The organism is Archangium violaceum (assembly GCF_016859125.1).
Lineage (GTDB): Bacteria > Myxococcota > Myxococcia > Myxococcales > Myxococcaceae > Archangium > Archangium violaceum_A.
In genome coordinates, this window is sequence record NZ_CP069338.1 from 8463485 (window position 1) to 8487615 (window position 24131).

The window sequence follows — 24131 nt, forward strand, 5'->3', positions numbered from 1 at the left end:
AGGGGGCGCCCGCGCCCTACAGGCCGAAGCTGATGCGGTTGCGGCTGCTCGGCTCCTCGCGCCGCTCCTCCAGCACGCCAATCAGCTCCAGGCCCCGCAGCGTGGCGAGCACGCCGCGCTCGGGGAGCTCCGTGAGGGTGAGCAGATCCTCCACCGTCTTGCTGCCGTCCGCGTAGGCCAGCAGCAGGGCCTGCGGTCCCCTCAGCTTCAGCTCGTGCAGGGCATAGGGTGGGGCCGCGGTGGGGAAGAGCCGGCGCGAGCGCGGCATCCGCTGGCGCAGCGACTCCAGGGGCTCGGAGCGGAGGATGCCCTCGAGGATGAGATCCCCGGGAAACACCGACAGCTTCACCAGTCCCGCGCGAGGTGGGCGCGTGGGGCTGAAGCCATAGGCGCCCTCGGTCCACGAGAAGGTGGACCAGAGGATCTCCTTCACCTGCTCCTCGATGAGCTGTGGGTGCCGCCGCGCGTCCAGCAGGCCCAGGCGCATCATCGCCTCGCTGGTGCGGATGTTCTGCTCGCGAGCGAGTGAGCCCACCTCTTGCAGCTTCGCTTCCGGCAGCACGCCGCGGCGCACGCAGAAGCGGGCGAAGCGCTCATGGGCGAGATTGGAGGCGGCGTACACCGGGCGGCCCGCCTCGAAGTAGACGACCTTCAAGACGGAGCCCTGCCGGAGCTTGAGCTCTCCGCTGTGGCGCGCCTCGTAGTAGGCGTTGAGCAGCCGGGGAACGCTGGTGTTCTTCAGGTCTCCGGAGAGTGACCACTCGGGCGGAGGACGGCGGCCGGGAGCCGAGGGGTCCGTCTTGGTCCACACCTTCTCGCGCTCACCGAAGGGCAGGGCGAGTCCGGGCTCGGGTTCCAGCGTCTCGGACGTGTCCGCGGACGAGGCGGTCGGCGCTGGCACTTCATCGGCCGGACCGAGTGCCGCCAATGCCGCGTGCTCCTCGGAGTACGCCGCGGGTGCCGGTTGCTCCTCGGATGGACCGAGTGCCGCCAATGCCACGTGCTCCTCGGAGTAGGCCGTGGGTGCCGGTTGCTCCTCGGATGGGCCGAGTGCCTCCAGCGCCGAGTGCTCCTCGGAAGAGGCGGCCTCCGCCGGCTGCTCCTCGACGGAGCCGGGTGCTTCCAGCGCCGCGTGCTCCTCGGAGTAGGCCGCGGGTGCCGGCTGCTCCTCGACGGAGCCGAGTGCTTCCAGCGCCGCGTGCTCCTCGGAAGAGGCGGCCTCCGCCTGCTGCTCCTCGGCCGACTCGAACGCAACCATCGTCTCGAGCTCCTCGAGATCCTCCGGCTTGAGGGTGATGGGCGTCTTGCTGTGGTCGGAGGGCTCCTGCTCGGGCGGAACGGTGTCTGGCGCGAGGGGGGCGGGCTCTTCCTCGCCCGGGGACCCGGCTGGAGGCGCCTCGGCCTGGTAGAGGTAGTTCGGGACGTATGCCTCCGCGTCCGTGGCGGCCGCTGGGGCCTCCTGGCCCAGGGGATCCTGAACCTCCTCGACGACCACGAGCCCCTGCACCAAGGGGGCAGGCCCCTCTGGCTGCGGACCGAAGACGGGCTCGTCCTCGTGCGAGGTGAAGCCGGGCTCGTCTTCCTGGGAGGTGAAGACGGGCTCGTCTTCCATGTCCAGGAGCGAGGCGTCCTCGAAGACCACCACCTCCTCCTCGTCGACATCAGGGGAGGACAGCGGGCGGGTCAGGCCGCACAGCTGCTCGACGGATTCCAGGAGCTGGAGCAGCTCGAAGGGTTTCTCGAAGAAGGCGCGCGCGCCATGGACCTCGGTGGCCTCGCGGGCGAAGCGGTCTCCCTTGAAGACACCGCTGACGGCCACGGAGGGGATCGCATGATCCCGGAGCGCGGAGAGCACGGCGCTGCCCCGCATGTCGGGCAGCAACAGGTCCACCACCGCGGCGTGAAAGGCCGCCGGGCGCAGGAGTGCCAGCGCGGCCTCGCCGGTGTGGACAGCAGTGGCCTCATGACCGCGGCTCTCGGCTGCGGCGACCATGAGGGAGGCCAGTTCAGGGTGGTCCTCGACGATGAGCAGTCGCGCCATGGGGGCCGGACACCATAGCATTCCGTTCATGGACGTTCAGGGCTTCCACCATTTAGCCATCCAGGTTCGGGACGTAGAGAAGGTCACCGCTTTCTATAGAGAGGTGCTGGGCTTATCCGAGCTCAAAAGACACCACAGGCCGGATGGCTCGCTACGCAGCGTATGGGTCGGCGTCCCGGGCGGGGGTTTCCTGGCGCTCGAGGAGGTGTCGGGCGAGCCCGAGCCCGGCCCCTTCCGGAACGAGCGGCCGGGCCTCTTCCTGCTCGCCTTCCGCATCGCCAGGGCGGAGCGGGCCCGGGTGGTGGAGGAGCTCGCGCGGGCGGGGCTCGCGCTGGAGCACGAGACGAAGTGGACGGTGTACGTCCGGGACCCAGAGGGGAACCGGGTGGCGCTCAGTCACCACCCGGAGGACTGAGCATCCCGGGGCCGCAGGCACGCCTTGCGGAAGGCGGCGCGGGGCGGCTACAAGCCGGAGGCGTCATGCGCCTGGGCGAACTGCTCCTTCAGGAAAAGCTCATTACCCCCGAGGCGCTGGAGGAGGCGCTCGAGTCGCAGGTCGTCCATGGTGGGCGGCTCGGGACGAACCTCGTCGAGCTGGGGCTGCTGTCCGAGCAGGACCTGGCGCGGGTGCTGGGCAAGCAGTACAACGTGGCGTCCGCCTCGGGTGAGATGACGCCGGACCCACGCGCGCTGGAGTTGGTGGACCTCGACCATGCGGACGAGAAGGACTACCTGCCCATGCGCGTGGACGCCACGCGCATGAGCGTGGCGGTCATCAACCCCCGCGACATCGAGACGCTGGACGCGTTGGCCTTCAGGACGGGCAAGCGTGTGGTGCCGGTGGTCATCCCCGAGTTCCGGATGAACCAGCTCCTGCGGCGTTACTGCAAGGCGTTCCGGGCGATGCGGGCCATCGACATGAACGCCGTGCGGCCCACGCGCGCCGAGCAGGAGCGGCTGAAGGCGGCCTCGCAATCCGAGGATCTGATCAGCGAGGAGGAGTTCCAGTCGCTCTACGCCCAGGCGCTCAAGGGTGGGGGCAAGGCCCTGGGCGAGGAGCCCGTGTTGGACCTCGTGGAGATGGTGGCGGAGGAGGAGGAGCCGCCCGCGCCCATCGTCGAGGGGTACGCGCCCGAGGTTCCAGTGGAGCCTGTGGCTCCGCCCTCCGAGGCCGCCGAGGAGCAGAACCTGCCCGAGGCTCAGCTCGTGGAGGAGGAACCCGTCATCGCGCCTCCGCCGGAGCCCATCGTGCCTCCGGTCGTGGTTCCGCGCATCGCGCCCGTTGCTCCACCTCCCGTGGCGCCCGTGCGACCCCGCCCTCAGCCCCGCCCACAGGTGCCGGTGGCGGCGGAGTCGCGGCCCACACCGCTCACGTTCGCCGAGGCCCAGGCCGAGCTGTCGCGCAGCTCGGATCGCGAGCAGGTGGCCACCACGGTGCTGCGCTTCGCGCTGGGCAAGTGGAAGCGCAGCCTGTTGTTGAGCGTGCAGGGAAACATCGTGACGGGCTGGCGCGGCATGGGGCAGGGGGTGCGCGAGGCCGCGGTGAAGCGCATCGGCATCGGCCTGGCGGCGCCGAGCACCTTCCGGTTGGTACGGGACACGCGCGCGCACTACGTGGGGCCGGTGCGCAAGGACGCGGCGTCGGGCTTCTTCTACAAGCTGCTGGGCGGGGACTATCCGACGACGGCCGTCATCCTCCCTCTGCTGGTGCGCGGGAAGCTGGTGCACCTGCTGTACGTGGACAATGGCCCCGGCCAGCTCACTCCGCCCGACGTGGGCGAGCTGCTCATCCTCTCGCAGGGCGTGGGCCGCTCGTACGAGGCGATGATCCGGCGCCGCAAGAGCGTGTGAGCCGGCTGGAGTCCGCGGCGGCTCAGAGCCGCAGGCCGGCGAAGAACTGCACGTTGAAGCCGCTCAGGCTCCAGGAGGACTGGGAGTCGGACAGGGTCACGTTGCCCGACCGGAGGGAGTAGGTGTACTCGCCGGCCGAGTAGCGCAGGCGGCCCTCGGCGCCGAGGAAGAAGTCGTCCTGGAAGAAGTATTTGCCGCCGACACCCAGGCCCACCGAGGGGCCCACGTCGCTGCCCGCGTAATCGAAGTCCGTGCCGGTCACGCGGGTGGTGGTGAGGGTGAGGCCCGCGAGCACCAGCCCGTAGAGGTCCACCTTCTCCATGCCGGGCGATTGGCTCGGCAGCAGGTGGTAGGTGGCGCGCGCATGGGGCGAGTAGAACAGGTGGCTGAAGCTCCAGCCGGTGGCCAGGTTGAGCGCGATGCAGGGCGAGACACAGGCGCCGGCCTCGAACTCACCTCCGAGCGCGAGCACGCCGGGGCCCAGCCGTAGCACGCCCACGTCGAGTCCCACGCCCAGGTCGACGAAGGCCAGCACGATGTCCGCGTTGGCCATGACGCGCGCGTCGATGTCGCCCACGTCCTGGAGACGGTTCATCCGGGGCGCGGCGGGCTCCTCCACCACCTGGGGCTCCGTCGCGAGCACCTGGGCCTCCTGGGCCCACGCGGACGTCGTCACCAACAGAGCGCCCAGCAACAGCACCGTGATTCTGGCTCTCATCGTCTTCCCCCCTCGATTCGTCTCACTGTTTCTCGTAGGCGACGTCGAACGTCACCTTCTGGCGGGGCTCCAGCCGGAAGGACTTCTCCCAACGGTCCTTTCCGGAGGTGACGACGAGCCGGTGCTCGCCCTCGTAGATCGAGAGCTTCGGCCCCGCCTTGCGTCCGTTGAGGAAGATGCGGGAGCCCGCCGGGGCACGCACCTGCACGGTGCCCTTGCGCAGCAGGATGCGCTGCTTCGTCGTGCCCTTGTCGAGGACGGTGATGGCCCGGGTGGTCCTCACGCCCTTCGTCGGGTTCGTCAGCTCCAACGTGTACGGGCCGGGAGCGAGCGGCACCGCCAGGGGCGTACGGCCGAGCCGCTTGCCGTCGAGCGAGACCTCCACGGGTGGCATCACGAAGAGCTGGAGCCGGGTGGTCACCGGAGCCTGGGGGATGCTGGGCGCCTCGGGAGTCTCCGTGCTCGCGGAGGTGGGCGGGGTAGCGGGGGCCGTACCCGAGGCGGGCACCACGGTGCCTCCCGGCGTGGAGGGAGACGCTCCACTCGCGACGACCACGGCCGGCGTCTCGCTCCCGGTCCCTTCAGCCACTTCAGGGGCGGCGAGGGCGAGCCCTTCCGCCTTCTCCGGGGCGGGGACCTCGGCGGGTGGGGTCTTGGGCGGAGCGGGAGTGACGGAGGCCACCTTCGGAGCCGCGGGCTTCTCCCGGGCCTGCTGGCGCTCGGTCCACAGGAAGAAGCCACCGGCGGCGGCCGCGGTGGCCAGCGCTCCAATGAGCAGCGGGACGCGCGAGCGCCGCTTCGGACTCCGGGGCTCGTCTTCCACCTCGGCGGGCTCCTCGGGGGACGTCCCACGCGCGGACGGCGGACGCGACTCCTGGGCCAGGGGAGGAGTCCGGGGCTCCTCGTTCAGCGGCTGCGCGCGGGGCTCCTCACGAGGCGGCAGGGGTCGGGCCACTCCGGGACGGGCGTGGCGGCCGGTGATCTCCAGGACCGAGTCGACGGCGTCCGCGTCCTCCTCCTCGAAGGACACGTCATGGAAGGCCTCATCCAGCTCGGCGTCGTCGATGGCCGCGAGCGGGGTGAGGGGGCGGACGCTGCCGGAGGGCCGCTGGGACGTGGGGGGCGGAGGCGGCGCGGCCACGGGAGCGGGCTGCACGGCCGGCATTCCCGTGAGCGAGGCGCGGCGGGCCATGTCCACCAGGCCGATCTCCAACATCTGGCGCCGGGTGGCGCGCGCGTCGCGGTCGGCCGGGAAGAGCTGGGCGAGGAACTCGGAGAAGGTCTCGGCGGAAGGGAGCCCCTCGACGGCGGCCACCACGGCCTCGCGGAACTCGAGGGCGGTGGCGTAGCGCTCGTTGGCGAGCTTGGCGGTGGCGCGGCGCACCACCTCGACGAGGGGGCGCGGGATGTCGGCGGGCAGGGGCGGGAGTTGCCGGTGGATGACGGCTTGATCCGCGTCCGGCGAGTCCTGGAAGGGCATGCGCCCCGAGAGGCACTCATGCAGCAGCAGTCCCAGGAGGAACACGTCGGTGCGGGCGGTGATGGCCTCGCGACCGCCCATGAGCTGCTCGGGGGCGGTGTAGTTGCGGCGGTTGCGCACGCGGCGGCCGTTGCGCTCGCGTGGGGCGACGTTCAGCGCCCCGTAGCCCGTCACCTTGCAGACGCCGCTGAAGGAGACCATCACCGTCTCGGGGCGCAGGTCCCCGTGCACGAGCGGAGTGCCGTCGTCATTGCCAGCCAGGTGCGCGTAGTGCACGCCCATGGCCACGTCCGAGACGATCAGCGCGGCGAAGGCGGGGGGAATGCGCGGGCGCACCTCCAACACCCGGCGCAGCGACTCGCCATCGGCGAACTCGGTGACGCGGGCCAGGCCGGCCTCCAGGTTCACCATTCCGTGGACGCGGAGGATGTTGGGGTGCTCGAGCGCGGAGGCGCGCCGCGTCTCGCGCTCGAGCTGGGCGCACAGCTCCGTGTCCCGTGTGACCTCGGGAAGCGCCCACACCAGGACGACGGGACGCGGCGGAGCACTGGCCTCGAGTGCCAGCCCGAGGAAGGCCCGAGAGCCCTCGCCCGCCAGGAGGGGCCCGAGCGGATGGTAGCGAACCTGACTCATTGGAGCCCCATGCTAGAGGCCCCAGCCCGAGGACCGCTAGGGCCCCCGACTCAGAAGGGCAGGGTAACGTGGTACCCGTAACGCCCGCGCCGTACGAGCAGCAGCACGCTCCGTGAGCCTCGCGCGGAGAGCACGACCTCCTGGAAGGCCGCGGGCTCGGCCACGGGCCGGTTGTTGAGTCGGAGGACCAGGTCTCCGGGCTGCAGTCCCACCTCGTCCGCCGCCGAGCCGGGGCGCACCGACTGGACGACCATGGCGCCACGCGCTGGCTTCACCCTCAGTCCCAACCGGTTCCACACCAGCGCCTCCACGAGATGGGGCGGGAACTCGACGGGCGTCACCTGCACGGTGCGCTGTCCTCCGTCGCGGAAGATGACGAGCGGGAAGGCGGCGCGGGCGGGGTAGCCGCGAGCACGGGTGAGGTAGTCCTCGGCGTCGGAGATGCGCGAGCCTCCCATCTCGGCCAGGATGTCGCCCCGGCGCACACCGGCCTGCTCGGCGGGGCTGCCCGGCTCCACCTCGCTGACGACGACACCGTAGGTGCGGTCCCACCCCAACTGCCGGGCGAGCCGCGGCGACAGCTCCTGCACCTCGAGGCCCACCCAGACCGGGCGCACCTTTCCGAAGCGGGTGAGCTCGTCCATGATGCGGCGCACCTTGTCCGCGGGGATGGCGAAGCCGATGCCCTGGGCGCTGGCGAAGATGGCCGTGTTGATGCCGATGACGTCTCCGTCCACGTTGAGCAGCGGCCCTCCCGAGTTGCCCGGGTTGATGGCCGTGTCCGTCTGGATGAAGTCGTTGTAGGTGCGCCCGTCCGCCTTGAAGGTTCGGCCGGTGGCGCTCACCACGCCCGACGTCACCGTCTTGCTCAGCCCGAAGGGGCTGCCGATGGCCACCACCGTCTCGCCGATCATCAGATCCGAGCTGGTGCCCAGCTTCGCCGCGGGCAGCGGCTGCTTGGAGCTCACCTTGAGCACGGCCAGATCGTTGTTCGCGTCGCTGCCGATGACCTCGGCCTCCATCTCCCGCCCGTCCGCCAGGATGATGTGGATGGCGGAGGCGCCGCGGATGACGTGGTCATTGGTGATGATGATGCCGCTGGGATCGACGATGACGCCGCTGCCCAGGCCCTGCTTGCGCTGCACCTGCGGGGGCGCGCCGAAGAACTCCTCCATGAGGGAGCGGCGTCCACGGAAGGGTGACTCCTCCACCTGCTCGGTGCCGATGAACACGACGGCGGGGGAGACCTTCTGCACCACTTCCACGATCTCATTGCGTCGCCGGGCCAGGTCGGCTCGGGCGCTGGTGCTTCCGGTGAATACCACACATACCGCGAGCAACAGTCCCCACCGGATTGCCTGGGTCTTCACGTCAGGTCCTCCCTCTGCATGAGTGCAATGTCGGATGCGTGACGCAGTGATTGTCGGGAACCCCGCAGCGTGTGCGGCATTCCCGACGAGCGCACTGGACGTTCACGCCCCGGGTTGAATGGAATGGGCCCATGAGTCTCGTCCTCGTCGCGGACGATGAGCCCGCGGTGCTCGAAGTGTTGAGCCAGGTCGTCGAGGACCTGGGCCACGATGTCATCCAAGCGCGTGACGGCGAGGAAGCATGGAATCTCGCGCGAGCGCGCCGGCCGAACCTGGTGGTCACGGACCACATGATGCCGCGCCTGAGCGGACTGGAGCTCTGCCGCAAGCTGCGCAACGACGAGCTCCTCGGCGGCGTACCCATCATCCTGTTGAGCGCGGTGCTCCCACATGGTGCACCCGAAGCGCACGCCTTCCTGCACAAGCCCTTCGAGATCACGGATTTCGAGGCGTTGATCCGCGATGCGTTGGCGGCGGTGCCGAGGCCGAAGTCGCTGGAGGGTGCGTCGGCGGTGGAGGCGCTGGGTGACTGGGTGGCGAGGGGCTTCGAGGGACCGCTGTCGACGGCGCGCGGCGAGGTGGAGCGGCTGCGCAGGGAGGGGAAGGCGGATGGAGGAGCGCTGGAGACGCTCGGGGCGCAGCTGAAGACGCTGGAGAACCTGACGAGGGATCTCCAGGAGGCGGCGCACCTGACGGCGAGGACGATGACGCTGCACCCGGTGGTGGCGGACCTGGGGGCGCACCTGCGCCAGTCGCTGGCCACGTGGAAGCAGCGGCTGCCCGAGGTGGGGTGGAGGGAGGAGCTGCCGACGGGGCCGGTGGAGCTGCGGTTCGATCCGGAGCGGATGCACCGGGTGGTGGACGCGCTGCTGGGCCAGGCGGGGCGGCACGGAGGCGAGGTGCGGGTGGAGCTGGAGTACACGCCCTCGCTGGTGACGCTGAGGGTGAGGGACTGGGGGCCGGGCATTTCGGATGAGGAGTTGCAGCACATCTTCGAGCCGTTCCGAGCGGGAGGGACGGGAGGAGGGCTGGGGCTCTACATCGCATCGGAGCTGGCGCGGCTGCATGGCGGCGGGCTCTCGGTGGAGTCGAAGAGGGGGCAGGGCACGACGTTCAGCGTGGTCCTGCCCCGAGGCTGAACCCCCTCTCCCCCTGGGAGAGGGCCGGGGTGAGGGTCTCCCAGCCCTGGGTGTTACTTGCGCTGCTCGGACTTCAGCATCCAGCCGATCATCTTGTAGAGCATCCGGGCGCCCACGTTGCCATCCCACTCGCCGCCATCGGGATCCGGGGCGACCTCGGTGAGGTCGAACCCGACGATGGTGCGGCCGGAGCGGACGACGCCGGAGATGAGCGCGATGGCCTCGGGGAAGGACAACCCGCCGGGGACGGGCGTGCCGGTGTGGGGGCAGAGCACGGGATCCAACCCATCGATGTCGAAGGACAGGTAGACGTGCTGGGGCAGGTCCTTGACGATCTCATCCACCTGCCGATTCCAGGGGATGCCGTCGAAGCGCTTGTGGTTGATGTCCGAATCGAAGAAGGCGCGGACGCGGCCGTTGGAGGACTCGATGTAGCGGTGCTCGTCCTCGCTCATGTCGCGGATGGCGACCTGGACGAGCGACTTCACGCCGGGGATGCGCTCGGCGACGTTGTACATGATGGAGGCGTGGGACCAGGTGAAGCCCTCGTAGGCGTTGCGCAGGTCCGCGTGGGCATCGAGGTGGAGGACGCCGAGGCCGGGATACTTCTCGGCATGGGCGCGGATGATGCCGAAGGAGATGGAGTGGTCACCGCCGACGGCGCCGACGCGCTTGCCCTTGTCGAGCCACTCCCTGGCGGTGCGGTAGACGGCGTCGTGGAGCTGCTCGCAGAGCTGGTTGACCTCGGCGGAGGCGGCGCGGAGCTCGGGGTTGGAGTGGTCGATACCACCGGCCTCGATGATGGGGGCGGCGCGCTCCTTGGCGCGGGTGTTCCAGGCGCGCCACTGCTCGGGCTCGGGGATCATGGCGATGCCGCGCTCGTAGGGGCGGCCGGTCTCGACGTCGAAGAGATCGACCTGGCGGCTGGCCTCGAGGACGGCGGAGGGGCCATCGGAGGTGCCACCGCCGTAGCTGGTGGTGGCCTCGAAGGGAACGGGGATGAGGACGACGTGGGCCTCGTCGGGGGAGTGGGGGAGGCCGAAGATGCCGGAGCCGGGGGCCGCGGCGGCGCTGGGGTCGAAGGCGGCAGACATGGTGGCGGAGGATAAGGGGACGTGCGAGCGAAGCAACGATCCTCTTCACCCGGACAATCCAATCACCCCTCTCCCTCTGGGAGAGGGACGGGGTGAGGGTAGGCGCCCCCCTGTTCCCACCCGTGTCACGAAAGACTCCGAGCCCTTGCCTGAATACCCCCCACCCATGGTGACTGGGAGCTGTCGGAGGGCTGCTCTACCGTCGAGCCACCTACAACGGAGGACACCTTGCGGACCTACAACCTGTTCGACCCAGCGGTTCTGGCCGATCCCCATGCCGTCTTCGCGCAGATGAGGAGCGAGCCCGGGCTGTGCCGGGTGGAGCCCTTTGGGGCCTTCGCGGCGGCGCGCTACGAAGACGCCGCGGCCATCTTGAAGGATCCCCAGCGCTTCTCGTCCGAGGCGCTCGCGATCACCGCGGAGCCGCCCTGGCTCGGACCCAACCCGGTGGCCCAGGCGTTGATCTCGAAGGATCCCCCGAACCACGCCCGGCTGCGCGCGCTGGTCAACCGGGCGTTTGGCCCCGCCGGGATGGCCCGACTGGAGGCGCAGGTCTGGAAGGTGAGCGAGGAGCTGGCCGAGGCGGCCGTACGGCGGCGCGAGGTGGAGCTCGTGGATGCCTTCACCTTCGTCCTGCCGCGGGACATCATCGGGTACCTGCTCGGGCTGGATCCGAGCACCTTCTCGAACTTCAAGCGGTGGTCGCTGGCCATGGGCCTGATCACCTCGGCCACGACGCCCGAGCAGCACGAGGAGATCCGGTTCGTGGTGCGGGAGATGAAGGGATACCTGACGGAGGTCATCGAGGCACGCCGCCGCCAGCCGGGAGAGGACATGGTGAGCGATCTGCTCCGGGCGGAGGTGGACGGGCGGAAGCTCACCGATGAGGAGATCCTGTCCTTCCTCTTCCTGCTGCTGCCGGCGGGGATGGAGACGACGTCGCAGTTGCTCGGCAACGCGATCATCTACCTGGCCCGGCATCCCGAGCACCTGGCGCGGGCGAGGGAGGACAAGACGCACATCCCCCGCTTCGTGGAGGAGGTGCTGCGGTACGAGTCGCCCGTGCAGCTGAGCTTCCGCATGGCCACGCAGGACGTGGAGCTATCGGGGACGAAGATTCCGGCGGGGAGCTTCGTGCTGGGTCTCGTGGGGTCCGCCAACCGGGATGAGCGGGTGTTCGAGCAGCCGGACCGCTTCCTCCCGGGACGGGACAAGGGCACCCAGCACCTCACCTTCGGGTACGGCATCCACTTCTGCCTGGGTGCGCAGCTGGCGCGGATGGAGGCGCGGCTGGGCCTGGAGGCGCTCGTCTCGCGGGTCGGCGCGATCCGGCTCCGCTCGCCGGAGGTGCAGTGGCTCCCCGGGTACACCATCCATGGGCCCGCGACGCTGCCGGTGGAGCTCATCCCCGCCTGAGTACGCGGGGCGGAGGCAGGGAACCCGAACGCTCATGGGCCGGGCGGCGCGGCGAGCCTTCGGGGGACGCTGGATGGTGGCGGAAGGGGCTCCGCGTTCCTGAACGGATGCCCTGGGGCTCGAGCCCGGAATGACTCACGCCTGCTTGCGCGGACGCCCGATCCCCGGCATGGATTGCCTCAGATGATTGCCCGCCTGCCCACCGCCACCGCGTCCGCCGTGCCGAGCCACCGTCTGTCCGTCGCGCCCATGATGGACTGGACGGATCGGCACGACCGCTACTTCCTGCGCCTCATCTCCAAGCGCACGCGGCTCTACACCGAGATGGTCACCATGGGCGCCATCCTGCACGGGGACAAGGCCCGGCACCTGGACTTCTCCAAGGAGGAGCACCCCGTCGCGCTGCAGCTCGGGGGGAGTGAGCCGGAGCAGCTCGCCGAGTGCGCCCGCATCGCGGAGCAGTGGGGCTACGACGAGGTGAACCTGAACGTGGGTTGCCCCTCGGACCGCGTGCAGAACGGCATGTTCGGCGCGTGCCTGATGGCGAAGCCGGATCTCGTGGCCCGCTGTGTCGAGGCGATGCGCGGCGCCACCCGCCTGCCCGTCACGGTCAAGCACCGGCTCGGCATCGACGAGCTCGACTCGTACGAGCTGCTGACGCACTTCGTGCGAACGGTCCACGGGGCGGGCTGTGACACCTTCATCGTGCATGCGCGCAAGGCGTGGCTGCAGGGGCTCAGCCCCAAGGAGAACCGCGAGATTCCTCCACTGCGCTACGAGGTCGTGCGGCAGCTGAAGACGGACTTCCCGCACCTGACGATCGTGCTCAACGGCGGCGTGAAGTCCCTGGCGGAGACGCGTGCGCACCTCGAGTGGGCGGACGGCGTCATGATTGGCCGCGAGGCGTACCAGAATCCGTACATGCTGGCCCTGGCGGACGCCCAGGTGTTTGGCGAGGAGCACCCCGCGCCCACGCGGCGCCAGGTGGTGGAGGCCCTGCTGCCGTATGCCGAGGACCTGCTGTCGCGCGGCGTGCACCTGTCGCGGCTCACCCGGCACATCCTGGGGCTCTTCGCCGGACAGCCGGGGGCGCGTGGCTGGAGGCGGGTGCTGAGCGAGCGGGCCTGCCGGCCCGGGGCGGGGATGGAGGTGCTCCGGGATGCGCTCGCGCAGGTACCGGAGCGCGTCCTGGACGAGCCGGCGCTCGGTGACGGAATCCCCGACGGCGTACGAGCGCAGCCAGCCACGGTCGCGCGGGAAGCGCAGGAGGGGACCGCGCAGAGCCGCGCGTAGCCGCCGTTCCCCCCCAGTCCCATGACTCCCGTCACCCCTCCTCGCGGCATTCGCCAGAGGAGGGGACCTCCGGCACTCACTCCCAGCGCAGGACGAGCTTGCCCACGGTCTCGTTCCGGGCCATCCGCTCGAGCGCCTCGCGGGCCTCGCGCATGGGGTACACGGCATCGACGACGGGCGTGAGCGTTCCGGCCTGGAAGAGGGGGAGGAGGCTCCTCTCCGCGGCCTGGGTGAGGGCCATCTTCTCCTCGGGAGGCCTGCTGCGCAGCACGGTGCCGGTGATGCGCAGGCGCCGGGTGAGGATGACGTTCAGATCCGAGGTGGCCTGCCGGCCGGCCACGAGGCCCACGAGCAACACCCGTCCCTGGGGAGCCATGGCCAGGAGCGTCTCCGGCAGGTAGTCCCCGCCCACGAGATCCAACGCGAGCTCCACGCCGCGTCCCCCGGTGGCCTCGCGCACGGCGTCGGCGAAGCGCGGGGGCGAGGTGTCACACAGCACCGTCTTCTCCACGCCCCACGCGGAGACGCGGGAGAGCTTCTCCGCGTTCCGCCCCGTCCCGATGACCCGGGCCCCCATGGCGCGGCACAGTTGCGCGCCGGCGGAGCCCACACCGCTCGCGACGGCATGGATGAGCACGGACTCGCCCATGCGCAGCCCGCCCTGGAGCACGAGCGCGTCGAAGGCGGTGAGGTACGCCTCGGGGAGCGCGGCGGCCTGGGTGGGGTCCAGGTTCTCCGGGGCGGGGAGGGCCTCGCGCTCGTGGGTGATGAGCTGCTCGGAGAAGGCTCCGCCGCCCACGAGCCCCATCACCCGGTCGCCCACCTTGAACCGGCGCACGAGCGAACCGGTGGCGATCACCTCACCGGCATACTCGAGGCCGGGGACATCGGCGGGGACGCCCGCGGGGGCGGGGTAGGCACCCCGGATCTGGAGGAGATCGGCGCGGTTGAGGGCGGTGGCGCGGACGCGCACGAGGAGCTCCCAGGGGCCGGGAGTGGGGGCGGGGCGCTCCTCGAAGTCGAGCACCTCGGGGCCGCCCGGGCGGGTGATGCGGAGGACCTGCATGAAGGACACCTCTGTGTTTGTTGAACCGGGGCAGTCGAACACACCTCACGAGGGACTTCAGATGACGAGGTGCGTGACGAGGGTGAAGTACGTGAAGAGGGTGATGTTGTCGGAGATGGCGAGCACCAGGGGGGCCGAGGCCAGGTGGGGGTCCACGCGGAAGCGGTGGAAGAGGAAGGGGAGCACGGCGCCGAGGCCGGCGGCGAGCGCGGTGGACAAGGTGATGGCGATGAAGAGGGCGAGGGGGAAGGTGAGGTTGTGGGCGTAGAGGCTCCCGAGGAGGGCCACCACGGCGGCGGCCATCATCCCGGCCAGGCTCGTGCCGATCACTTCGCGGCGCACCTGGGGCGGGTCCACGCGTTGCTCGGCGAGCATGGTCGCGGACACGGCGGTGGTCTGGACGCCGAGGCTCTCGGAGAGGACGAGCACCATGGGGATGAAGGCGGCGACGACGACGAGCCGCTCCACGGTCTGCTCGAAGAGGCGGGACACGGTGGCGGCGAGGAAGCCTCCGACGATGTTGACGAGCAGCCAGGGAAAGCGCCGCAGGGCCATGTGGAGCGGGCGCGTCTCCTTCATCTCGTCCTCGGGGAGGCCGACGAAGCGGAACACCTCGTCGCGCACGCGGCCCTCCACCTCGTCGAAGAGGGTGTCGGAGAAGGTGTCGACGAAGTTGCCCACCTCCACCACGCCGACGATGCGGCCCTCGGCGTCCACCACGGGGAAGGCGAGGAAGCGGTAGGTGACGAAGAAGTCCTCCACCAGCGAGTCCGGGGCATCCGCGGGCAGCTTCACCACACGGGTGAACATGAGCGAGGAGATGCGCTCCTCGGGCGCGGCGCGGATGAGCTTGCGGATGGGCACCACGCCCACCAGGCGGCCGGCCGGATCACACGCGTAGCAGTAGAAGATCTCATTGGTCCCGGGGGTGGAGCGGATCTTCTCGAGGGCCTGGGCGACGGTGTCCTCGACGCCCACTGCGACGAAGTCACGCGAGAGCCTGTCACTGCGCAACAACGAATGTTCTTCGTCGGGGGTGGCCACGCGGGGACTGTAAACGCGCTGGCCCGAGCGGGGATCAAGGCTTATGAGTACCGCGTGTCCACGACTGTCCGAGAGTGTTCCATCTGCCGGAAGCCGGTCGCCCCGCGTGCCGAGAACCCGGCGTTTCCGTTCTGCTCCAAGCGCTGCCGCATGGTGGACCTGGGGCGTTGGCTGGGAGAGGAGTACCGGGTGCCGGATCGGCAGGCGGATGAGCAGGAGGACGAGCTCCCCGTCGATCAACACCCCGAGCGCGGCGGCGACGCATGAGTGGGCTGTGCGATCTGCACTGCCACCTGGTGCCCGGGGTGGATGACGGAGCGCGCACGGTGGAGGACGCGCTGGAGATGGCGCGGGCGCTGGTGGACCTGGGCTTCACCACGGTGGCGCCCAGTCCGCACGCGCGGCCGGAGTACCCCTCGCACTCGCGCGAGACGGTGGAGGCGAAGCTGGCGGAGCTGCGCGAGGCGCTGGCGCGCGCGGACGTGAGGCTGACGCTGGGGACGAACGCGGAGAACTTCCTGGACGAGGCCTTCCTTCGCGGGCTGGGCACGCCGGAGGCGCGGCTGCTGGGCGCGGGGAAATACGTACTGGTGGAGCTGCCCTACACCGCGCCGGTGCCAGCGCTGGCGGACATCCTCTTCCGCATCCGCGTCAAGGGCGTGACGCCGGTGCTGGCGCACCCGGAGCGCTGCCTCGAGTTCGAGCGTCCGGGCCGGGCGGCGGAGGCGGTACGCGCCGGGGCGCTGCTGCAGTTGGATGTGGGCGCGCTGACGGGGCGGTATGGGAGGACGGCGAAGAAGCTGGCGAGGGCCTTCCTGGAGGATGGACTGTATGCCCTCGGAGCCACGGACCTGCACGGGCCGGTGGGCGCACGGGAGTGGGTGGGGAAGGCGCTGACGGAGCTGCGGAGCAGGGTGGGCGAGCGGGCCTTCACCCGCCTGATGGCCACGTCGCCGGCCCGCTTGCTGGCGGGGGAACCCCTGGAGTCCGGGGAAAGGTGACGATATACGGGCGCCGTGAACCGCGCCGTCAAGCTGATCGCCAGCCTGCTCGTCACCCTCGTCTTCTCCTGGTGGGCCTTCCGGGATACGGACTGGCAGTCCCAGGTGTCGAGCCTGAAGTCCGCCAACTACCTCTGGGTGGGGCCCTACTTCGTCATCCTGACGCTCATCCACGTGGCGAGGACGCTGCGGTGGGGCTGCCTGCTGTCGGGCATGGAGCGGGTGCCCTTCCGCAAGCTGAACGAGGCCTCGGGCATCGGCTTCATGATGCTGCTGGTGCTGCCGTTCCGGCTGGGCGAGTTCGCGCGGCCCCTGCTGATCGCCCAGCGCAGCTCCATCCGCCGCAGCGCGGCGATGACGTCGGTGGTGCTCGAGCGCATCACGGACGGCATCTCGGTGGCGGTGCTGATGCGGGTGCTGCTCTTCTTCGTGCCGGCGGAGGTGCCCGAGGTCCGCTACGTGAAGCTGGGCGCGAACCTGATGTTCGCGGTGTTCGCCGGCGGGCTCGTCTTCCTCCTGTTCGCGCTGTGGCACCAGGCGCGCGCGGTGCATCTGGTGCGGGCCACGGTGGGCCGGGTGGCGCCGGGCGTGGCGGACAAGATGGCGGACGTCGTGGACACCTTCGTGGGAGCGATGCGGCAGTTGCCGGATCGGCGCCAGATGGTGGGCTTCTTCGTCTACACGGCCCTGTACTGGGGGCTGAACGGCGCGGGGATGGCGGTGCTGTCGCGGGCGTTCGGCTTGAACCTGTCGCTGTTCCAGGCCTACGTGGTGATGTCGGTGCTGGTGGTGGGCGTGATGATTCCCGCGGCCCCCGGCATGGTGGGCACGTTCCAGGCGGCGATAAAGGTGGGCCTGTCGCTGTTCGTCCCGGCCACGGTGGTGAACGGCAGCGGTCTGGCGTACGCGAACGTGATGTGGCTGTGCCAGACGGTGCAGCAGATCGGCTTCGGCGTGGTGCTGATGTCGCTGGGGCACCTGTCCTTCAAGGACATCGCCGGCAAGCTCGACAAGGAGCAGCAGGCCTCGGTGCCTTCGGCGTGACGTCCCCCTCCGGGGGAAGAGGGACGGGGTGGGCGCTCACGGGCCTCGCGCTCGAGCACGGGCCCGGGTCCCTCACAGCTCCTCGTTGAGCCAGCGGATGATGGCGTCGCGGATGGACGCGGGACGCTCGTTGCTGCCGCGGGTGCCGAACCCACGGGAGTCCGCGGGCGGTGGCGCCTTCTCGCGGGCCAGCGCCTGATTGCGTCCCTGCATGGGCATGGCGGTCCTCACTGGTTGCCTCCAGTGGTCGGACGGCCGTACTTGGCGAGCAGATCCTCCACGGCTTCGCGGAGATACTCGCTCTGATGGATGCGGGTGCGGCGGGCGAGCTCGCGCAGCTTGTGGACCTGCTCGATCGGAACGAGCACGTGGGTGGAGACCACGGACTCGGAGGCGTCGGAACCACCGTTCGAGTCGGCTGAGGCGGGGGTGGCCTCGGAGCTCATCGGGCTGGCGCTGGCATCCTGCATCGGAACATCCTCCTCGGGGCTGCTACAGGCCACTACTGGCCTGTGGGGGGCATTAGGGGGGCAGGCGAGCGAGCCGTCAAAAAAACCACCGATGCCTCCGAGGGAGCGTCTCCGGCTCACCGTGAGGTGGGATCGCGGGGCAGTCGCACGGTGAAGGTGGTTCCCGAGGCCGCGTTGGAGTCCACGGAGATGGAGCCCCCGTGGGCCAGGACGATCTGCTGCACGATGTAGAGCCCCAGTCCCAGTCCCTGGCGCGAGCTGCTCGCGGCGCGGCGGAAGGGATCGAAGATATGGGGCAGCAACTCCTCGGGGATGGGAGAGCCCTGGTTCGTCACCGTGAGGACGTATGTCCCGTCCTCTTCGCGGAGGGAGATCTCCACCGGGAGGTTCTCGGAGCCGTGTTGCAGCGCATTGCCCACCAGGTTGGAGACGACCTGGGCGAGCCGGTCCGGATCCCACTCCCCGGTGTACGGGCCCCGCCCCGGGGAGAAGACGACACGGCCCGGGTGCGTCACCTCGAACTCCTCGAGCGTGGCACGCACCAGTTCCACCAGCTCGCCGGGCCGGCGCTGCAGGGGAAGTCCACTGCCCATGCGTGCGCGGGTGAAGTCGAGCAGATCGGTGATCATCCGAGACATGCGGTCCGCGCTCCGGGCGATGCGCCGCACCCCGGCGAGCACGGGCTCGGGGACATCCTCCCGGCGCAGGAGCAGCTCGGCGGCCAGGGAGATGCTGTGGAGCGGGTTGCGCAGATCATGGCTGACGATTCCCACCAGCCGATCGCGGAACTGCTCGGCGCGCCTGTGCTCGGTGCTGTCCCGGAAGAAGACGGCCAGCCCCCCCTCGGTGGTGGGGAAGGCGCTCACGCTCGTCCAGAGATCCAACGGGGCGTAGTACTCCTCGAACTGCACCGGCACCTTCTGTTCCACCACGCGGTGATACTCGGTCCAGTACCGCGATGTGGGCGTGGCGGCCGCGGGGAAGACGTCCCAGAAGACACGGCCGAGCGTGTCCTCGCGATGCGTCTGGGAGAGTCGCTCCTGGTTCTCGTTCACCAGGATGAAGCGGAAGTCCTTGTCGAGCATGAAGAACGCCTCGCCGTGCTCCAGTGCCTCGAGGGTGCGCTGTTGCTCGCGTAGCACCTTCTGGGTCAGCTCGCGCAGGTGGGTCTGCTCGCGAAGGAGCCGCTCGCGCTCCGCGTCGTGGAGTTTGCGCTCGGTGATGTCGTGGAAGTAGACGGCGATCCCTTCCTCGGTGGGGTAGACGTGGAGCTCGAACCAGCGATCCCACGGGCCGTAGTGATTCTCGAAGAAGATCGGGATGCGCTCGGCGGCCACGCGACGGTAGTTGTGCTCGACGGGAGTGCCCAGGCTGGCGGGGAAGGCCTCCCAGTGGTTGCGGCCCAACAGCGCCTCGCGTGGCTGTCCCAGGAGGCGCTCTGCCTCGCGGTTGACGTAGATGAAGCGCCACTCCCGGTCGAAGGCCTCGAAGGCCTCGGAGATGCTCTCCAGGATGGTGGCGGCCCGGTTCTTCTCACGCTTGATGGCCTCGCGCTCGCGCACCCGGTCGGTGATGTCGAGCACCGTGCCGAGGAAGCGCACCGCCCGGCCGTTCGCATCGAAGAAGGCGCGGCCGGTGGAGGCCAACCAGCGCTCGCTCCCGTCCTGTGGGTTCACGGCGCGGTAATCGTCCCGGAAGGTGCCGCCGCTGGCCGGCTCCAGGGACTGCCGCACCAGGAGCTGCACGCGCTCACGGTCCTCGGGGTGCACGCGGGAGAGGAAGGTGTCGTAATCGATGGGGGCATCCGGAGGCAGGCCGAAGAGGGCCTTGCAGCGCTCGTCCCAGAGCAGCGCGCCTGTCAGGGGATCCATGTCCCACGTCCCCAGGTGGGTGGCCTCGACGGCGAGGCGCAGGCGCTCCTCATTGAGGTGCAGTACCTCGAGGCTGGGGAGGGCAGGGGGCGGGGTCTGGATTTGATGCCGAAGAGGTAGACGGTGTGCTCCCTGGCGGCCTGGAGCTCGGCGAAGAGGCGCTGGGTGTCCTCGGGGGGCGGCTGCTGGTCGGGAGGGAGGGACTCCAAGAGCTGCGAGAGGAGCTGGCCGAGGAGGACGAACTCGGCCGTCACGTCTTCCCGGGTGTAGCCCAGTCGGAGACGCAGGCCGAGGTGGGTCTCCTCCATTCGCCGCCGGATGGGGTCGGGCTCCCTGTGCTGCTCCCGGAAGAGGGCGATCAGGGAGTCGAGGTACTCGGGGAGGTTGTCGAGGACGTCCTGGGGCTGGACGTCACGAGCGGAGGGGAGGCGGCTGGCCTCTTCGAGGTAGCGCTGGAGCAGGAACTCGCGGTGTTGCTCGATGAGGTCGGCAATGGATGCCATAGGCGGAGTGACCCCACACCCCGCGCCAGAGTCCACCGGTTCCAGACCCGTTGGGGGAGAAATCGTCCAGGGGAGTCACGCGCCCGACAGTGGGTGGGAAGAACCCTCGTTACCGAGTGAACCCGGAGACGGGGATGGGTCCCTCCAGTGTCACCGAAGAGGGGAGGGTGGCCGTGCTGTTGGGAGTGGGGTCACGCACGTTGCCGAGTCACTTCTCCACACCGTATGGGGAGGTGAAGCTCGTCACCGTCAAGGCGCTGCTGCCCTCGGAGCTGGCGTACCAGCTGGGTCGAGGAAAGCGGCGAGGAGCACCTGTCCCGTGCCCAGCGGCGCCCGGTGGTGTAACCCCGGGCCGGCTCGAGATTGGGTCAGTTACGCTCCGGGTGGGCCGGGAACTGCTCCGAACCCGTCCGGACGCTCCGGGCAAAAGAAAACCCCGGAATCACTTGGGAAAGTGACTCCGGGGCCTTGGCCAGGGTCGGACTTGAACCGACTACCTGCGGATTATGAGACCGCCGCTCTAACCAGGTGAGCTACCTGGCCAAATGGTGCAACCGGCTGCTTTTACTGCGGAACTTCGACTGCTTTCTACCGCCCCTCCAGTCGATGCGCAACTTCGTACTGACTTCGTACGGACTGGAGAACTTCGATGCCCCGCTGGACGGGACGATGGGACGGTGGACGCACCTACGTGAACAAGCAGGGCGACACCGTGTGGGTCCTCGAAAAGCAGGTCCACGGGCGGCTCTATACCACAAGGCTTTCGGCGGGCAACGAGAAGGATGCGCTCGCTGAGCTGGCCCTCTTCCGGAGGGACCCAGCCGCCTACGTGGCCCGTGCCCAGGAGGCCAAGGCCGCCGAGGAGACCACACCGGGCAACGCGCCGGTCCTCCTGGACCTTCCCACCGTGGAGAGGTTCCTCGGCTACCTGAAGAGCCAGGGCCGCACCGAGCGGCACCGGAAGAACGTCCTCCACTACCTCGCGCAGTGGGCCGAGGTGCTCTACGGGAAGGACCTGCGGACGCTCCGTCTCCAGGACCTCAAGCAGGCACTCAACGGCTGGTTCGACGCGGAGGCGGGGGACATCCCGGCCAAGCGGCATCGGATCGCGGCCATCAAGGCGTTCTGCTCCTGGCTCCGCGAGGAGGAGGCGGTGCTCACCACCGCCGAGGACGCCACGCTCGCGCTCAAGGTGCCACCGGCCCGGCCCGAGAAGGCCCTCCGCGACAAGGGCTACTCCATGCGCGACGTCGAGCGCATCTACGCCGCCATCAGCGGGTGGGAGTCGGCCAGGTACGGGTGGAAGGGGACGGGCCGCGTCACCGAGGTGCAGTGCGTGCGGGACGTGCTGATGCTCCACGCCAAGTGCGGGATGCACGGCACCGAGATTGACCGGCTGGCTCGCGGCGAGGGGAAGGTGAAGGTGCTGCAAGGGCAGGGGGCCATCGCGGGCACCATCACCTTCATCCACAAGTCGGGGCGGGTCCACGTCCAGTCCGTGGATGCTCAGGCCCTCGCGGCGGCCATGCGCCTCCAGGCCAGGGGCTCGGCTCCGGCGGACTGGTGGATTCGACAGGTGGTGAAGCGCGCGGCGAAGTCCGTGGGACTGGAGCCGCTATGCATGGGCGAGCTGCGCCACTCCTTCGTCACCTGGGCCGCCGAGTGTGGCACCGAGGTGCGTCCGGTGGACGGGGGCGTGCCGCTGACGCGCATCGCGGCCACCATCGGGCACCAGTCGGCGGTGACAACCAAGAAGTTCTACGAGGGCGTGAAGGTGCCTCCGATGATTCAGCTCCCCATCCGGCTGGAGCATCCGGAGGATCCCATCTCGCTATTTGAGCGGCAGCTTCGAGATGGCAGCCGCTAGGGCCTTCGCATCCTTGGCCTGGGTCTTCGCCGGAGCTGCCTTCTTCGGACGCTCCGGCGTGGACCCGATTCCTCCTCTTTGCAGCAGTGCCTCCACGGATGCCCGGAGCACCAGGCGCTTCCGGCCGATCTTCGAGGCCACGAGCTGGTCATGACTCAGAAGTTCATAGACCTTGGTAGTCCCACACCCGAGCAAGGCGGCTGCCTCCTTCACGGTACAGGTCAGGCCCGGCCTGCTGCTCGCTGGGGATGCCTCCGGGCCTGGAACGGCCAGGGGGGAAGGTCTGCCTGCAAGGTGGGCAAGGAGCTGGCGTTGCACCTCCACGGCTCGCTCTTGGAGGTCGAGCACCTCACCGCACTCAACACAGGGGTCATCGAGTTGGGCTTCCGTTGGGAACTTGTACGGCTTCCATCTCCACCGTTCCGTGCATCTTCGGCAGACCCACTCCTGGGGCCGGGATTCCGAGAGGTAGTGAGCCGGGGCCGAGTACACGGACCACCTTCCACGGTCGTCGATAACCCGAATCAAGGGATTTCTGACGGAGATTACAGGGGGGCAGATGGGGCATCTGTAATCTGGCGGGAGCACAGGCGGTGGTGGGCTGATGCCCTCCGACTTCCGGCGCTTGGGCTTCTTGGTGACGCCACGCTGATTGGCAGGAGCCAGCTCGTCAGCTTGGTCGTCCTGTGTCTGGGAAGCCAGCGAGGAACCGGCCCCCTCTTCATCTGGCAAGGGTTTCATCATCATCCCTCAAGACGGGGACAGCACACCCTCTGAACTACTCATGCTCCTCCGGAGGTGGGGAGCTTTGGAGCGACACCATGAACCTCAGAACCAAGAACAACCCAGGAGACGAGCCTCCTCTCCATCGCCTGCTGGAACTGCCTACTGGCAGCGTGCTGGATGCCTACCCGCTCATCGGGTACATCGACGATGGGCTCCGGAACATCTCCAACGTCCAGGAACTCGTCAGGTTTTGCGAGCGCGGGTTCGGCACCTACTTTTACAACGTCTACTGGCAAGAGGCGGCGATCTCCCGGTTCCTGGCTACGCGCGACATATCGGATGCGGAGTTCAACTGGCTGGAGAGTCTGGACCTGGGCATCCACCCTCGTCACCCCCTCTTCAACATGCGCCAGTCGCTGGTGGGGGTGGCCGAGCAGAACAGGAGTATTGACGTGAACTCACTCCTGCTCGTCTGGGGGACCCTCTTCACGAAGGGCAAGCCCTTCTTCAAGCTGGTGGGAGTGCTCCTCCAGGACCACTCCCTACAACTGGTGGTGGAGCGTCCGGACCACAACCTCGATCTCCACACCTGCATCCGCTGGTGGGCTCTTGCTTCCGGCGTTCGGCACGCCAGCACGTTGCGAGGCCTGGAGAGGCTGCTCCGGGCCCATACCCACAGCGAGCTCAACGCGCTTCCGGAAAACTCCTTCGCCAAGCTTTCGCATAAGCACATGCGGCTCGCCGAGGACATCGCCCGGGTTCACGGGCCCATGGTGGCCTTCTACTTCTTCCGCGCCATGCAGAGGATCCGAGCCTGTATGAAGTGGGTTGCCGAGGATGGGGCCTACCACGTCCGTTGGCGTTCGACCTGGTTGCGTGGGGCCAAGACCAATTCGGACGCCATTCGAGGGGCTTCCACGTACCAGCACCTGTTGAAGCCGCTGCTGCTGGAGCATGTCCTTGAGAAGGTGGCGGGGCACCGCGCAGGGAAGAGGGCGGCTACCTACAGGTTGAAGCTCGTCCTGGAGGATGGCCGCTACGACGAGCAGGAGGCCGCCAAAACCCTCGGGTTGACGTTCACAGGGACGGGGCTGGTGAGGCCGGCAGGGTGATTCCGAGAGCCAAGCGGAGGAGGTCCTTTGAATGTTGTAAATCTGGGGACTTCTCCACTGTCGAGGAGCAAGTAGAGGGAGAGGAGGAGAGCCCGTCGAGGGCATCTAGTATGTTGCAGATCCTCCAACCCTTACTTGTCGAGGAGGTTCTCCTCTCTCTTCTCCGCGGAGTCCTTCCAAGGCTCATAGTATATTGGAATTCCTCTGCCTTCTTCTCAACGAGAGAACCCTCGGCTTTCTCTCGGGTTCTCTTCTAGTCCTATAATATGATGTAATTACATGATATAATAGAAGATAGATGAGGAGAGGGAGGGAACAGTAGGTCCCTCCCTCGAAGAGAAAGAGTCAAAGGATTTACAGGATACTATCTGTCCTCGACTGAGCTTCAGCGG

22 protein-coding genes and 1 tRNA gene are annotated in these 24131 nt (G+C 68.9%); 10 read left to right on the forward strand and 13 right to left on the reverse strand.

Going from position 1 to position 24131, the window contains the following annotated elements; all coding sequences use genetic code 11:
* Positions 1-16: 16 nt before the first annotated feature.
* On the reverse strand, positions 17-2041 hold the full coding sequence (locus JQX13_RS54675) for a response regulator (RefSeq protein WP_239014064.1): 2025 nt from the start codon (positions 2039-2041) through the stop codon (positions 17-19).
* Between the two features lie 28 nt (positions 2042-2069).
* Between JQX13_RS54675 and JQX13_RS36230 the strand changes: the two genes are divergently transcribed.
* Positions 2070-2456: a VOC family protein gene (locus JQX13_RS36230; protein WP_203403999.1), complete on the forward strand. Its 387-nt coding sequence runs from the start codon at positions 2070-2072 to the stop codon at positions 2454-2456.
* Between the two features lie 65 nt (positions 2457-2521).
* On the forward strand, positions 2522-3892 hold the full coding sequence (locus tag JQX13_RS36235; protein ID WP_203404000.1) for a general secretion pathway protein GspE: 1371 nt from the start codon (positions 2522-2524) through the stop codon (positions 3890-3892).
* A 22-nt stretch (positions 3893-3914) separates the two neighbouring features.
* On the opposite strand, the gene JQX13_RS36240 is transcribed toward JQX13_RS36235, so the two are convergent.
* The 3 genes from JQX13_RS36240 to JQX13_RS36250 are packed head-to-tail and all read right to left on the reverse strand — an operon-like array spanning position 3915 to position 8093.
* Positions 3915-4610, reverse strand: a complete 696-nt coding sequence (locus tag JQX13_RS36240; RefSeq protein WP_203404001.1) for a hypothetical protein — start codon at positions 4608-4610, stop codon at positions 3915-3917.
* 22 nt (positions 4611-4632) lie between these two features.
* Positions 4633-6723, reverse strand: coding sequence for a serine/threonine protein kinase (locus tag JQX13_RS36245; RefSeq protein WP_203404002.1), 2091 nt, complete (start codon positions 6721-6723; stop codon positions 4633-4635).
* Between the two features lie 50 nt (positions 6724-6773).
* Positions 6774-8093: a trypsin-like peptidase domain-containing protein gene (locus JQX13_RS36250; RefSeq protein ID WP_203404003.1), complete on the reverse strand. Its 1320-nt coding sequence runs from the start codon at positions 8091-8093 to the stop codon at positions 6774-6776.
* Positions 8094-8224: 131 nt separating this feature from the next.
* Here JQX13_RS36250 and JQX13_RS36255 point away from each other — a divergent pair, with 131 nt between their 5' ends.
* Positions 8225-9232 carry an ATP-binding response regulator gene (locus JQX13_RS36255; RefSeq protein WP_203404004.1) on the forward strand — a complete coding sequence of 336 codons (1008 nt, stop codon included), beginning with the start codon at positions 8225-8227 and terminating at the stop codon, positions 9230-9232.
* 53 nt (positions 9233-9285) lie between these two features.
* Here the strand turns inward: JQX13_RS36255 and JQX13_RS36260 are convergent, their stop codons facing one another.
* Positions 9286-10326 (reverse strand): agmatinase family protein, encoded by a 1041-nt coding sequence (locus JQX13_RS36260; protein WP_203404005.1) that lies wholly within the window; start codon positions 10324-10326, stop codon positions 9286-9288.
* A 228-nt stretch (positions 10327-10554) separates the two neighbouring features.
* On the opposite strand from JQX13_RS36260, the gene JQX13_RS36265 reads away from it, so the two are divergent.
* Both JQX13_RS36265 and dusA read left to right on the forward strand, forming a co-directional pair.
* Positions 10555-11742, forward strand: a complete 1188-nt coding sequence (locus JQX13_RS36265; protein ID WP_203404006.1) for a cytochrome P450 — start codon at positions 10555-10557, stop codon at positions 11740-11742.
* A 183-nt stretch (positions 11743-11925) separates the two neighbouring features.
* Complete coding sequence (dusA, locus tag JQX13_RS36270; RefSeq protein WP_203404007.1) at positions 11926-13035, forward strand: tRNA dihydrouridine(20/20a) synthase DusA; 1110 nt, start codon at positions 11926-11928, stop codon at positions 13033-13035.
* Between the two features lie 76 nt (positions 13036-13111).
* Here the strand turns inward: dusA and JQX13_RS36275 are convergent, their stop codons facing one another.
* The gene (locus tag JQX13_RS36275; RefSeq protein WP_203404008.1) at positions 13112-14101 is read right to left on the reverse strand and encodes an NAD(P)H-quinone oxidoreductase; all 990 of its coding nucleotides are present in this window, start codon (positions 14099-14101) and stop codon (positions 13112-13114) included.
* Between the two features lie 57 nt (positions 14102-14158).
* Positions 14159-15115, reverse strand: coding sequence for a magnesium transporter (locus JQX13_RS36280; RefSeq protein WP_239014065.1), 957 nt, complete (start codon positions 15113-15115; stop codon positions 14159-14161).
* A gap of 84 nt (positions 15116-15199) precedes the next feature.
* Here JQX13_RS36280 and JQX13_RS36285 point away from each other — a divergent pair, with 84 nt between their 5' ends.
* Genes JQX13_RS36285 through JQX13_RS36295 form a run of 3 tightly spaced genes read left to right on the forward strand, consistent with a single transcriptional unit; the run spans position 15200 to position 17190 of the window.
* On the forward strand, positions 15200-15412 hold the full coding sequence (locus JQX13_RS36285) for a DNA gyrase inhibitor YacG (protein WP_239014066.1): 213 nt from the start codon (positions 15200-15202) through the stop codon (positions 15410-15412).
* Positions 15409-16146 (forward strand): tyrosine-protein phosphatase, encoded by a 738-nt coding sequence (locus JQX13_RS36290; protein ID WP_203404011.1) that lies wholly within the window; start codon positions 15409-15411, stop codon positions 16144-16146. Before JQX13_RS36285 ends, JQX13_RS36290 begins: the two co-directional genes overlap by 4 nt.
* Positions 16147-16161: 15 nt before the next feature.
* Positions 16162-17190: a lysylphosphatidylglycerol synthase transmembrane domain-containing protein gene (locus JQX13_RS36295; RefSeq protein ID WP_203404012.1), complete on the forward strand. Its 1029-nt coding sequence runs from the start codon at positions 16162-16164 to the stop codon at positions 17188-17190.
* A 72-nt stretch (positions 17191-17262) separates the two neighbouring features.
* On the opposite strand, the gene JQX13_RS36300 is transcribed toward JQX13_RS36295, so the two are convergent.
* From JQX13_RS36300 to JQX13_RS36320, 5 genes are all read right to left on the reverse strand, one after another.
* Positions 17263-17421 (reverse strand): hypothetical protein, encoded by a 159-nt coding sequence (locus JQX13_RS36300; protein WP_203404013.1) that lies wholly within the window; start codon positions 17419-17421, stop codon positions 17263-17265.
* The gene (locus JQX13_RS36305) at positions 17418-17660 is read right to left on the reverse strand and encodes a ribbon-helix-helix domain-containing protein (protein ID WP_203404014.1); all 243 of its coding nucleotides are present in this window, start codon (positions 17658-17660) and stop codon (positions 17418-17420) included. The genes JQX13_RS36300 and JQX13_RS36305 overlap by 4 nt, the downstream gene beginning before the upstream one ends.
* Positions 17661-17776: 116 nt before the next feature.
* Positions 17777-19531: a sensor histidine kinase gene (locus JQX13_RS36310; RefSeq protein WP_203404015.1), complete on the reverse strand. Its 1755-nt coding sequence runs from the start codon at positions 19529-19531 to the stop codon at positions 17777-17779.
* Positions 19519-20034, reverse strand: coding sequence for a hypothetical protein (locus JQX13_RS36315; protein WP_203404016.1), 516 nt, complete (start codon positions 20032-20034; stop codon positions 19519-19521). Before JQX13_RS36315 ends, JQX13_RS36310 begins: the two co-directional genes overlap by 13 nt.
* 469 nt (positions 20035-20503) lie before the next feature.
* Positions 20504-20577: transfer RNA gene (locus tag JQX13_RS36320), tRNA-Ile, on the reverse strand.
* Positions 20578-20683: 106 nt separating this feature from the next.
* Here JQX13_RS36320 and JQX13_RS54680 point away from each other — a divergent pair.
* Positions 20684-21901: a site-specific integrase gene (locus JQX13_RS54680; RefSeq protein WP_239014067.1), complete on the forward strand. Its 1218-nt coding sequence runs from the start codon at positions 20684-20686 to the stop codon at positions 21899-21901.
* On the opposite strand, the gene JQX13_RS56580 is transcribed toward JQX13_RS54680, so the two are convergent.
* The gene (locus JQX13_RS56580) at positions 21866-22648 is read right to left on the reverse strand and encodes a helix-turn-helix domain-containing protein (RefSeq protein WP_203404017.1); all 783 of its coding nucleotides are present in this window, start codon (positions 22646-22648) and stop codon (positions 21866-21868) included. The two genes, JQX13_RS54680 and JQX13_RS56580, sit on opposite strands and share 36 nt — an antisense overlap.
* 74 nt (positions 22649-22722) lie before the next feature.
* Between JQX13_RS56580 and JQX13_RS36335 the strand changes: the two genes are divergently transcribed.
* Positions 22723-23739 carry a hypothetical protein gene (locus JQX13_RS36335; protein ID WP_203404018.1) on the forward strand — a complete coding sequence of 339 codons (1017 nt, stop codon included), beginning with the start codon at positions 22723-22725 and terminating at the stop codon, positions 23737-23739.
* The last annotated feature ends 392 nt before the right edge of the window (positions 23740-24131 follow it).